This is a genomic window from Amycolatopsis panacis (genome assembly GCF_003600245.1).
Taxonomy (GTDB): domain Bacteria; phylum Actinomycetota; class Actinomycetes; order Mycobacteriales; family Pseudonocardiaceae; genus Amycolatopsis; species Amycolatopsis sulphurea.
On sequence record NZ_QZFV01000109.1, the window covers coordinates 86,677 to 98,913 of the forward strand.

Annotated in this window: 8 protein-coding genes; 7 read left to right on the forward strand and 1 reads right to left on the reverse strand. The window is 70.3% G+C overall.

Annotated elements, in window-relative coordinates:
- Position 1: 1 nt before the first annotated feature.
- The 7 genes from D5S19_RS23605 (at position 2) to D5S19_RS23635 (ending at position 10,502) form a co-directional block, all read left to right on the forward strand.
- Positions 2–4,447, forward strand: coding sequence for a coiled-coil domain-containing protein (locus D5S19_RS23605; protein ID WP_120025581.1), 4,446 nt, complete (start codon positions 2–4; stop codon positions 4,445–4,447).
- A 146-nt stretch (positions 4,448–4,593) separates the two neighbouring features.
- Positions 4,594–5,769, forward strand: coding sequence for a winged helix DNA-binding domain-containing protein (locus D5S19_RS23610; RefSeq protein WP_120025582.1), 1,176 nt, complete (start codon positions 4,594–4,596; stop codon positions 5,767–5,769).
- 943 nt (positions 5,770–6,712) lie between these two features.
- Entirely contained in the window at positions 6,713–7,714 is a 1,002-nt protein-coding gene (gene gap / locus D5S19_RS23615; protein ID WP_098509405.1) for a type I glyceraldehyde-3-phosphate dehydrogenase, read from the forward strand.
- Between the two features lie 4 nt (positions 7,715–7,718).
- The gene (locus D5S19_RS23620) at positions 7,719–8,933 is read left to right on the forward strand and encodes a phosphoglycerate kinase (protein ID WP_120025583.1); all 1,215 of its coding nucleotides are present in this window, start codon (positions 7,719–7,721) and stop codon (positions 8,931–8,933) included.
- Positions 8,933–9,718 carry a triose-phosphate isomerase gene (tpiA, locus tag D5S19_RS23625; protein ID WP_120025584.1) on the forward strand — a complete coding sequence of 262 codons (786 nt, stop codon included), beginning with the start codon at positions 8,933–8,935 and terminating at the stop codon, positions 9,716–9,718. The genes D5S19_RS23620 and tpiA overlap by 1 nt, the downstream gene beginning before the upstream one ends.
- Positions 9,719–9,852: 134 nt before the next feature.
- A complete protein-coding gene (secG, locus tag D5S19_RS23630) occupies positions 9,853–10,083 on the forward strand; it encodes a preprotein translocase subunit SecG (RefSeq protein WP_098509408.1) in 231 nt (76 codons plus the stop codon).
- A gap of 74 nt (positions 10,084–10,157) precedes the next feature.
- Positions 10,158–10,502 (forward strand): RNA polymerase-binding protein RbpA, encoded by a 345-nt coding sequence (locus D5S19_RS23635; RefSeq protein WP_120025585.1) that lies wholly within the window; start codon positions 10,158–10,160, stop codon positions 10,500–10,502.
- 248 nt (positions 10,503–10,750) lie between these two features.
- Here D5S19_RS23635 and D5S19_RS23640 read toward each other — a convergent pair whose 3' ends face one another.
- Positions 10,751–12,010: a sensor histidine kinase gene (locus D5S19_RS23640; RefSeq protein WP_199730659.1), complete on the reverse strand. Its 1,260-nt coding sequence runs from the start codon at positions 12,008–12,010 to the stop codon at positions 10,751–10,753.
- Between the last annotated feature and the right edge of the window lie 227 nt (positions 12,011–12,237).

A 12,237-nucleotide genomic window follows, 5' to 3' on the forward strand; every position in this document is an offset into this window, starting at 1 on the left:
GATGTACGAGCTTTCGCGGGTCCGCCTGCACTCTGTCGGGCCTGCGGGCGCCCGCTATCAGGACGTGGTGCTGGACTTCAGCGGGGTCGGCGCCACGATCACCGCGCCGCAGCAGGACGCGCTGTTTTCCGCCGGCGTGCACACCGGCGGTGCGGTACGCCGTCCGTCGCCGGCGAGCGTGCTGTTCCTGGAGAACGGTGGCGGCAAGTCGGTGCTGATCAAGCTGATCTTCTCGGTGATGCTGCCCGGCCGCCGCCAGGTGGTGGGCACCACGAGCACGAAGGTGCTGGAGAAGTTCGTGGCGGCCAAGGACGTCGCGCACGTGGTGCTGGAGTGGCTGCACGTGGAGACCGGGGCACGGGTGATCACCGGCAAGGTCTCCGAATGGCGCGGGCACGTCACCTCGGCGGACGCGGAGAACCTCGTCGACTCCTGGTACTGCTTCCGCCCGACCGCCAAGCTGGGCCTGGAAACGCTGCCGCTGACCGAGGAGGGCCGGCTGCTCACGGTGTCCGGGTTCCACGACCGGATCGCCGGTGCCGCGATGGCCGAGCCGGAACTGGAGCTGTTCTGGACGCGCCGTCAGCACGAATGGACCGGACGGCTCGACCAGCTCGGGCTCGACACCGAGCTGTTCCGCTACCAGCGTGCGATGAACGCCGGCGAAGGCGAGGCAGCGGACGCTTTCGCGTTCTCGACCGACGAAGCGTTCGTCGAGTTCCTGCTGCGCGCAGTGGTGTCCGAAGACGAGCCGAAAGACCTCGCCGAGGTCGTGTCGACATACAAGAACAACCTTGCGCAGCGCGGCGATCTGATCGCGGAGAAGGAGTTCGTCGAGGGCGCGCTGGAGCTGCTCGGACCGCTGTCCGAAGAGGAGGGAGTGGCGGCCGCTTCCCGCCGGATCGCCGAGTCGGCGCGGGCGGACCTGGCCGAGCTGTCCGGTCGGATCCACGCACGGGACGAGGTGGAGAACGCGCGCCTGTCCGGTTTGGCGGAGCACGTCGAGGAGGTGAAGACCGCGGAGAAGCTCGCCGAGGGCGATCACCGGCGGCTCACCGCGGGTGTCACCGAGCTGCGTCGTCTCGTCGGGGTGCTGCGGCTGGAGGAAGCGCAGATCGAGCGTGAGCGCGTGGACGGCGAGCTGGCCGAGGCGAAGACGCAGGCGGAGGCGTGGCGCGAGACCGCGACGGTGCTGAACCGGCTGAACTCCGCGCGCAAGGCGAAGGATCTCCGTCAGCTCGTCGGCAACCGTGAGGAGAAGGCGAAGCCGGCGCTCGCCGCACGGGATGCCGCGGCGACTGCGCTCGCGCGCGGTCTGTTCGGGTTGGCGCGCGACGCGCAGCGGCAGGGCGACAGGGCGGAGGCGCACGCGGACGCGTTGCGTGCCGAAGCGGAGAAGGCGCAGGCTGAGCGGGACGAAGCGGCGAACCTGTCCGCCGGGCGGCGCGCGGAAGCGCGTGGCCTGTCCGCGCGGATTGCGGAGCTGCGTGAGGAAATCTCCACCTCTGTACGCATCGGGCTGCTGGCTGCGGGTGCGGATGTCGCCGAGGCGTCGCGGTCCGCGCGTACGGAGGCGGAGACCGCGGCTGCCGAATCTGTGCGGCGGGAACAGGAACTCGACCGGGTCGGCGAGGATCTGCAGGCGGCGCAACGGTCGGTGAACGAGGCGCATCAGCTCGCCGGGTCCACTCAGGACCGTCTGGCCCGCGCGGCCGAGGACCTGGAACGGGCGCACCGCCGTACGGATGCGCTCGCCGCCGAACCACGGCTGATGGAGCTGCTCGGCGCGGACGACGTGCACCTGGAGAGCGACCTTCCGGTGCTGCTGCAGCGGTTGCGCGACGCGAGCGCGGCGGTGGAGAAGGAGCAGACCGCGCTGCGGATGGAGGAGTCCACGGACGAGCGGGCGCTGGCCGCGCTCGGTTCGGGCGGGCTGCTGCCGCCGCCGGAGGACGTGCAGGCCGCGCTGGATGCGCTGGAACAGGCGGGGATCACCGCGTGGTCCGGCTGGCGGTATCTGTCCAAACTGGACTCGGTGCGGCGGGATGAGGTGCTGGCGCGGATGCCGCAGCTGGTCGCCGGGGTGCTGCTGAACGACAGTGCGCAGATCCCGCGAGCGCGTGAAGTGCTGTCGGCGGGGCGGTTGCTGCCCAGCGCGGTGATCGCTGTCGGCACCACGGAGGCGTTCCAGTCCGCGGGTCTGCCCGCGGCGGCAGGTGTCGAGTTCCTCGTACCGCCGAACCCGGCGATGTACGACGAAGAAGCCGCGGATACCGAGCGCGAAGCCGTTGCACAGCGACACGCCGAGCGGCAACGTCGGCTTGAGCAGCTGTCCGAAGCGTTGTCCGCAGACGGCGCACTGACGTGGAAGCTCACCACGTGGCGTGAGGACTACCCGGCGGGCGCGATCGCGACGCTCGCGGAGCAGGCCGAGAGCGCCCGCGCGGCGCGCGAGACTGCGCAGACGGCGCTCGTGCAGGCCGAAGCGGAGTTCACGCGGCTGAGCGACAAGGCGGCTTCGTTGCGGGAGAAGGTGCCCGCGTTGCGCGCAATCTCCGCCGAAGCCGAGGAGAAGGCGCGCAAGCTCGGAGAGCTGGCGACGCGAGCCGCGCGCGTTGCGGAGTGGACCGAAGAGGTCGAGCGGGCCACTGAAGTCGCGGAGCGCGCTGAGACGACTGCTTCGGAGGCAGCGACGCGCGCGGCGCGGTTGCGCGAACAGGCGGGGGAGGAGCAGCGTACGGCGGATGGTCACCGTCGCACTGCCACGACGGCCCGTGCCGAGCTGGCCGAAGTACCCGGCGCTGCCGAGTTGTCCGAAGACGCTGACGTGCCGGCCGAACCCGTCGATGCGCTGCGACGCACCTTCGCCGCTGCGTCGGAGGCGTACGCGAAGGTAGAGGTCGGCAGTGACCTGCGCGCGGAACTGGAGCAGGCGGAGTCCGCCGATGCGGCTGCGTCGTCCGCCTTGGAGGCGTTGGATGAGCAGGTGCGACAGCGCGCCGCGGAGCTGCTGGAGACGCCGGACGGCTCGGACGCATCAGCGCGTGCGGCGGCGCTGGCTCGCGCCCGGCGTGTGGTCGACGCTCTGGAGGATGAACGCACCGAGGTGATCGGCCAGGTTTCCACGCGCCGGGCCGAGCTGGATGCGTTGCCGTTGAACGCGAACGCCGCGGGTTCCGCGGAGCGGCCGCGCGACATCGAGCACGGCCTGGAGCTGATCGACGCCGCTTCGCTGGAGGTGTCCGCCGCCGCCCGGCAGTGGGAGGAGCTTCAGGAACGTCGCGCGGCAGCCGAAGCGACGCTCGACTCGGCGAAGGCTTCAGCATCCGGCTTCGGTCTGCTCGCCGAGTCGTTGGCACACCTGCGGCCCGACGAGCCCGTCGCGGCGTACGAAGGCGACGTGGAAGCAGCCCGTGCGAAGCACACCCGGCTCAACGCCGTGCTGAACGAAGCACAAGCCGCTGCCGACGCGGGGGACAAGCGCGTACGGTCGGCTGCCGACCAGCTTGCGCAGTACGCGACCGAAAAGCGGTTTGAAAAGCTGAGTACGCCGGTACGGCAGCAGGTCGTCTCTGTGAAGCGGGATCAGCTGCCCGCGCACGCCGCCGAGTGGGCAGAGGCACTGCGCCCGCGGCTGCGTACGCTCACCGACGACCTCGCGCAGATCGACCGGCACCGTAGCGGCATCATCACTCGACTGCAGGGCATGGTCGAAGGCGCGTTGCGTACGCTGCGTTCGGCGCAACGCGTGTCCCGGCTGCCGGACGGCCTCGGTGACTGGTCCGGTCAGGAGTTCCTGCGCATCCGCTTCACCGAACTCGAAGACCACGCTCTGGCCGAGAAGCTGGGCGAGGTCGTCGACGAAGCGGCTGCGGGCAAGACCGCCGACGGCCGTGACGTGAAGCGCGACGGGCTGTCGCTCGTGCTTCGCGGCGTGATGGTGGCCGCTCCCAAGGGATTCCGCGTCGACATGCTCAAGCCGGACTCGGTGCTGCGTACGGAACGACAGCGCGTGTCCGAGATCCGGGACGTGTTCTCGGGCGGCCAGCAGCTGACCGCGGCGATCATCCTGTACTGCACTCTGGCCGCGCTTCGCGCGAACAACCGCGGCAAGGCCCGCAACCGGCATTCGGGGGTGCTGTTCCTGGACAACCCGATCGGCCGCGCGTCCGCGGGTTACCTCCTGGAGCTGCAGCGCGCTGTCGCCGAAGCGCTCGGCGTACAGCTGATCTACACCACCGGCCTGTTCGACGCTGGCGCTCTCGCCGAGTTCCCGTTGATCGTCCGCCTGCGCAACGACGCCGACCTTCGCGCTGGGAAGAAGTACCTGTCGGTCGACGCGACCATCCGCACGTCCCTCGACGACCTCGGCGACCCGGACGGCGTCGCGCGCCTCTCCGCGACCCGCATGTTCAGCCGCACCGAGCCGGCGCCGGAAATGCTGTGAAGGGTCCCTTCACGGACGCTGAGTCCGTGAAGGGACCCTTCACAGCCCTTCGCCCGGGCACCCCGGGGAGGCATAACGGCGGAGGATTCGGGCTCGGTGGTTCGGGCGGGCGGTTTTTGTCGGACCCTGCTGGTAAGAACCGAGGGGTGACGATCTCCCTCGCTCAGCGCCGGGCTCGGCTCGGTGCGCGCCACTTTCTCGCGGCGCCGGCGGCCACCGTCGAGGAGGCCGCCGGCGGTGTCGTCGCGCTGCATGCCACTGACCCGGCGTCGGTGTACCTGTCCGCGTGGGCGCGGGTACGCGGGTTGTCGGTGGCCGATGTCGAGCGTGCGCTGTACGAGGACCGCACTCTGCTGCGGCTGCTCGGGATGCGGCGGACGATGTTCGTGACGTCGGTCGACACCGGTGCCTGTGTGCAGGCGGGGTGCGCCACAGACATCGCGGCCCGGCAGCGGCGGCTCCTCGAACAGCATCTCGGCACCCAGGGGCATCCGGAGAACGTCGCGGATCCGCCGCGCTGGCTGGCCGAGGTCGAGGACAGCGTCGAGAAAGCCTTGCGTGCCAGGGGGATCGCCACTGCGCAGCAGCTGGTGGAGGATGAACCGCGCCTGCGTCAGCAGCTGCACATGGCGAAGGGCAAACCGTATGCGTCGATCGGGAACGTCACCAGCCGGGTGCTGTTCCAGCTGGCCGTGGACGGCCGGATCGTGCGAGGCCGCCCGCGGGGGACGTGGCTGAGCACCCAATACCACTGGTCACCCTCGGCCGACTGGCTGCCCGAGGGCTGGCCGGACGTGCCGCCGGACGACGCGCGGGTCGAGTTGGCCCGCCGCTGGCTGCACGCGTTCGGCCCGGCGCCGGTCGCCGACCTGCGCTGGTGGACGGGCTGGACCGCGGCGCAGACGAAGCGTGCGCTGTCCGCGGTGTCCCCAGCCGAGGTGGACCTGGACGGAACCCCCGCCGTCGCCCTCGCCGACGACCTGGCCCCGGTCGCCGAACCCGACCCGTGGGTGGCCCTGCTGCCCGCACTGGACCCGACCGCGATGGGCTGGTCCGTCCGCGACTGGTACCTGGGCCCGCACCGCCCGGTCCTGTTCGACCGCAGCGGCAACATCGGCCCCACGATCTGGAGCGACGGCCGGGTCGTCGGCGCCTGGGCCCAGCGCCCCTCGGGGGAGATCGTGACCAGGCTGCTGGAGGACGTCGGCACGGAGAAGACCACCACCGTGGCGACGGAAGCGGCCCGGCTGGCGGACTGGCTGGGCGAGGCGCGGGTGGTGCCGAAATTCCGCACCCCGCTGGAGAAGGAACTGGCGGGATGACCGGGTGACTTCGACTGCGCTCGCCGGGCACGCCACGAACAGCCCGCTTCCTGACTCCGGCAGCGGAAGGGCTGTGAAGGGTCCCTTCACGGACGCTGAGTCCGTGAAGGGACCCTTCACAGCCTTGGCCTTGCCGGGAGACGGACCGGCGACCGGGTGAAGTGCGATCGGTGCAGCCCGGGCGTGCTGAGTGGAGGGAGTGCTGCGAGGGGCTGAGGCGGCGTGGTGGGTGGGCGCCATTCCACACGCTTCTGGTGCTGAGCCGTCCTGCCGCATTGCCATGGGTGACTGGCGTCGAGTCGTTCCGTCGCCGTTTCGCGGGTGACTGGCGCCGAGCCGTCCTGCCGCCGTTCAGCGGGCGATTTGGCGCTGAGCCGTCCTGCCGCCGTTTCGCGGGTGACTGGCGTCGAGTCGTTCTGTCGTCGTTTCGCGGGCGATTTGGCGCTGAGCCCCGTCCCGCCCCAGCTCCGCGCACGACTGGCGCCGAACCATCCCACCGCAGCTCCACGCACGATCCGCACCGAACCGCCGCACCGAGCCGTCCCACCACCGCGCCGCCGCCCGCACCGGAGACGACAACGACCCCCGCCCGCCCCAGGCAAGGTCCCCCCGGACGGGTCAACCGACGCGGGCAAGGCGCGGCCCCGGTGCGGAAAAGCCGGGTGAATCCGGGCACCAAGACCGATCAAGCCGGTGGTCCGCCCCGCGCTCCCGATTTTCGGGTGAACGCGGCTGAGCTGGGTTCTTAATCGATTCTTGACGTGTCCGCGCAGTGGTGGAAGTCTCGTCGGGGCAGTCCGGGGCGACGAGGCCCGCGCGCTAGGGTTGCGCCGAAACCCGCGGTGTTCCGGGGCCGGTGCCCCGCGACTTCGCCGTGCTTCACGAACAGCAGTGATCGCGGCTGTGAGACCAGCAGTGATCAAGACCCAAAGGAGTGGCAGCAGTGACCGTTCGCGTAGGTGTCAACGGCTTCGGCCGGATCGGCCGCAACTTCTTCCGCGCCGTGCAGGCGAGCGGTCACGACATCGAGGTCGTCGCGTTCAACGACCTCGGCGACGTCGCCACCATGGCCCACCTGCTCAAGTACGACTCCATCCTCGGCCGCTTCCCGGGCGAGGTCAGCGTCAGCGACGAGGGCATCGTCGTGGACGGCAAGACCATCAAGGCCCTCGCCGAGCGCGACCCGGCCAACCTGCCGTGGGGCGAGCTGGGCGTGGACGTGGTCGTCGAGTCGACCGGTTTCTTCACCAACGCCGACGCGGCCAAGGCGCACATCGCCGGCGGCGCCAAGAAGGTCGTCATCTCCGCGCCCGCCAAGGGCGAGGATCTCACCGTGGTGCTCGGCGTCAACGACGACAAGTACGACGGCTCGCAGGTGATCATCTCCAACGCCTCCTGCACCACCAACTGCCTCGGCCCGCTGGCCAAGGTCCTCAACGACGCCTTCGGCATCGAGCAGGGCCTGATGACCACGATCCACGCCTACACCCAGGACCAGAACCTGCAGGACGGCCCGCACAAGGACCTGCGCCGTGCCCGCGCCGCCGCGCTGAACGTGGTGCCCGCCTCCACCGGCGCGGCGAAGGCGATCGGCCTGGTGCTACCGGAGCTGCTGGGCAAGCTGGACGGCTACGCGCTGCGCGTCCCGGTGCCGACCGGCTCGGCCACCGACCTCACGGTGACCCTGAAGAAGGCCGCCACCCTGGAGGAGATCAACGCCGCCTACCAGGCCGCCGCCGAGGGCCCGCTGGCCGGGATCCTGCGCTACAGCACCGACCCGATCGTGTCCGCCGACATCGTCACCGACCCGGCGTCCTGCATCTACGACGCGCCGCTGACCAAGGTGATCGGCAACCAGGTCAAGGTGGTCGGCTGGTACGACAACGAGTGGGGCTACTCCAACCGCCTCGCGGACCTGATCAAGCTCATCGGCTCGAAGCTCTGACCCGATGACCGTCAAGAACCTCGACGATCTGCTGAGCGAGGGCGTCCGGGACCGCTACGTGCTGGTGCGCAGCGACCTGAACGTCCCGCTCGAGGGAGACCGGATCACCGACGACGGCCGGGTGCGGGCCGCGCTGCCGACGATCGAGAAGCTCGCCGAGGCGGGCGCGAAGGTCGTCGTCACGGCGCACCTCGGCCGCCCGAAGGGCGAGCCGGACCCGGCCTTCACCCTCGCTCCGGTCGCGAAGCGGCTCTCCGAGCTGCTCGGCGCCGAGGTCGCCCTCGCGGGCGACCTGGTCGGCGATTCGGCCAAGGCGCGCACCGGCGCGCTGGCCGTGGGCGGTGTCGTGCTGCTGGAGAACGTGCGGTTCGACGCGCGGGAGACCAGCAAGGACGCGGCCGACCGTGCCGAGCTTGCCGCCGAACTGGCCGCGCTCGTGCCGGGCGGGGCCTTCGTGTCCGACGGCTTCGGTGTGGTGCACCGCAAGCAGGCCTCGGTCTACGAGATCGCGTCGGTGCTGCCGGCGTACGCGGGCGGGCTCGTGCTGGCCGAGCTGGACGTGCTCAAGAAGCTGACTGACGACCTCAAGCGGCCGTACGCGCTCGTGCTCGGCGGGGCGAAGGTGTCCGACAAGCTCGGGGTCATCGCGAACCTGCTGACCAAGGTCGACCGGCTGCTGATCGGCGGCGGCATGGCCTACACCTTCCTCAAGGCCCAGGGCCACGAGGTCGGCAAGTCGCTGCTGCAGGCCGACCAGCTCGACCAGGTCCGCGGCTTCCTCGCCGAGGCGGACGAACGCGGGGTCGAACTGGTGCTGCCGGTCGACGTGCTTGCCGCCACCGAGTTCGCCGCGGACGCGCCGTACGAGGTCGTCGACGCGACCGCGATCCCGGCCGATCGGCAGGGCCTCGACATCGGCCCGCGCTCCCGCGAGCTGTTCGCGGGCAAGCTGGCCGACGCGGCGACCGTCTTCTGGAACGGCCCGATGGGCGTGTTCGAGTTCGAGGCATTCGCCGGCGGCACCCGCGCGGTGGCCGAGGCACTCGTGGCCGCCGACGCGTTCACCGTGGTCGGCGGCGGTGACTCGGCGGCCGCGGTGCGGCAGCTGGGCCTGCCCGAGGACGGCTTCTCGCACATCTCCACCGGCGGCGGCGCCTCGCTGGAGTACCTGGAAGGCAAGGAACTGCCCGGCGTCGTGGCCTTGGAGGGGAAGAACTAGTGGCACGCAAGCCCTTGGTGGCCGGCAACTGGAAGATGAACCTCAACCACCTCGAGGCCATCGCGCTGGTGCAGAAGATCGCCTTCGCGCTGCCGGAGAAGTACTACGCGAAGGTGGACGTGGCGGTGCTGCCGCCGTTCACCGACATCCGCAGCGTGCAGACGCTCGTGGACGGCGACAAGCTGTCCATGAGCTACGGCGCGCAGGATGTCTCGCCGCACGATTCCGGTGCCTACACCGGTGACGTGTCCGGGCCGATGCTGGCGAAGCTGGGCTGCAGCTTCGTCACCGTCGGTCACTCGGAGCGGCGGGCGATCCACGGTGAGACCGACGAGCTGGTCAACAAGAAGGTCCGGGCCGCGCTCAAGCACGGCATCACGCCGATCCTGTGCGTGGGCGAGGAGCTGGCGGTCCGCGAGGCGGGCGAGCATCTCGCGCACACCACCGCGCAGCTGATCGAGGGCCTCAAGGGGCTCAAGGCCGAGCAGGTCGCGACCGTGGTCGTGGCCTACGAACCGGTCTGGGCGATCGGCACCGGCAAGGTGGCCACCCCGGCGGATGCCGAGGAATGCTGCAAGGCGCTGCGGGCGGCACTGGCCGAGAAGTACGGCGACGAGGTCGCCACCGCGGTCCGGGTGCTCTACGGCGGCTCGGTCAAGTCCGGCAACGTCGCCGAGCTGGTCGCGGCGGAGAACATCGACGGTGCCCTGGTGGGCGGTGCGAGCCTGGACGGTGAGGAGTTCACCAAGCTCTGCGCGCTGGCCGCGGGTGGGCCGCTGCCCTGATCGAGGCCACTACCGGGTAACCTGTGTATCCGGTCCGTCACTAGAGCAGTGGGCGAGTCCGGGGGTACGGTGGCAACCGCCGGGCGGTTTCAGGGCCGTACCCCTTGCATTCTCCGACAAGCACAGAGGATGAGATGAAGCTGTTCCTGCAAATCCTGTTGATCGTCTCCAGCGTGCTGCTGGTGGTGGCCGTGCTGCTGCACCGCGGCCGGGGCGGCGGGTTGTCCTCGCTGTTCGGCGGTGGCATGCAGTCCAGCCTGGCGGGTTCGAGCGTGGCCGAGAAGAACCTCGACCGGATCACGCTGCTGCTCGTCGCGATCTGGGTGATCAGCATCGTGGGGATCGGCCTGCTGCTCAAGGTCTGACCGTCCCGGACAGGGGCCAGTTGATCGGCGTGCCTATAGGGGGGCGCGCCGCCGATTTCAACGTGTGAGGATTCATGGTTGGCGGTAACGCGATTCGCGGCACCCGCGTGGGTGCCGGTCCTTCGGGCGAATCGGAACGGGGTGAGTCGGCGCCGCGGCGCCGGGTGTCCTATTGGTGTGCCAATGGGCACGAAGCCCGTCCGTCGTTCTCGATGGACGCGGAGGTCCCGGAGGAATGGGACTGCCCGCGTTGCGGCCTGCCCGGCGGGCAGAACGAGCAGAGCCCACCCGCCGCTCCGCGCACCGAGCCGTACAAGACGCACCTGGCCTACGTGAAGGAGCGTCGCAGCGATGCCGACGGCGAGGCCATTCTCGCCGAGGCACTGGAGCGGCTCCGCCTGCGTCGCGAGCTGATCTGAGGTTTCACCGCAGTCCGCGGAACCACCGCCCCGGCCCGGGGCGGTGGTTCTTCGCGTTACGGCCCCGGAAGCATGGGGTGCGATGGGGCACTTTCGGTGTCCGGCCGGGCAAAGTCGGCTCCGGCGCGCGGATCTGCCGCCGAGGCCGTTACCCGAGCGCGGCCACGCGGATGGCCTAGCGGACCCGGCTCGTCGCCTACCCGGCGTACAGGGCAAGCGCGGGGTGCCGGGCTGGCTTCACAGCGGGGTCATTGGGCCGCGGTACTCGGCGGCGTGATCGTGGCCAGTTCCAGCGGATACCGCGCACGGACACGGAAACCGCCGTTCTCCGTGCCGGAGGTCTCGAAGCTGCCGCCCAGCAGCCGGGCTCGTTCGGCGAGCCCGGTCAGCCCGTGCCCGCCGGAGGGCAGGCGTTCGCCGCTGCGGCGGGCGCGTTCGTTCTCCACCTCGATGTCCAGCGCCCCGCTGCCCGCCTGGATGCGAATGGTCGCGGTCGCGCCGGGCGCGTGCTTGTGCACATTGGTCAGGCATTCCTGCACGGTGCGGTACGCGGCCGCGGAGACCTGGCTCGGCAGTGTGTCCGGCAGCTGCTCCACGGTCAGCCGCACCGGCACGTCCGCGGTGCGGATCAAGTGGTCCAGCTCGCCGATGCCGGGCCGCGGGTCGTCCTCCTCGGCACCCGAACGCAACACGCTTACCAGGGAACGCAGTTCCTCCAGCGTGCGCCGGGACAGCCCGCGGATCACCCGGGCGGTCTCCAGCGCCGGGCCTTCCTTCGCCTGTGCCTGCAGGGCTCCCGCCTGCATCGCGATCAGCGTGATCTGGTGCGAGACCACGTCGTGCATTTCGCGGGCCAGCCGGGCGCGTTCCTCGGCGCGGATGGCGTCCGCGTACAGCCGGCGCTCCCGGTCGCGGCTCTTCGCCAGCTCGGCCAGCTTCGCGGCGATCTCCTGCCGTGCCCCGAGCAGCAACGCGAGCGCGACCGGCATGCCCGCCACGAGGACGCCGTAGATCCCGTCCAGGATGTGCTCGCGCCAGGTCAGCTTCGTGAACTCGCTGAACGGCCAGCTGACGAACCGGCAGGTGAACACCAGCGCCGCGCCCACCCAGGTCTGCCAGGCCAGCTGCCGCCGGGCGGCCACCATGCCGAGCGTGAACATCGACGCCAGTTGCGCCCAGCCGGCGAAGAACCCGGGCACCGCCATGAGCAGCGCCAGGAACGGGAACCGCCGGCGCAGCAGGACCGCGAGACAGGAGATTCCGGACAGGTAGAACGAATAGGACTGGGCTCGCTGCGGGACGACGAGCCACACGTCGAGCACGACCAGCGCCAGTATCGCGGCTTCGAGGAAGACGGTCGTCATGGCAGGACGGCGCAGCATCGTGAGCGCACGCCGACGCAGCGCGGTGACCAGCCCGAACCGGCCGTACCGTCGTTCCCCGCGGGCGGCTCCCGCTCCGGAGCTGCCCATCGAGATGCCTGGAATCGAGAGTCCCTCTGTACTCATCTCGGCGACCCCGTTCGTCTTGTGGACTTGGTCATGAGAGGCACCGGCCACCCGATCGGGACGCGCGGCGGGGAACAAATGTGCGGATGCTAACGAGGAAGTGTGTGATGGCAGTGAATTTCACCCGCAGTGGTACTCCTTGTCTGTTAATCTCGCCGCCTAGGCTGTTCGGGTGAGGATGTGCGCGCTGAACTCACTCCGTGTTGATCAAACCACCTTACGTTCAC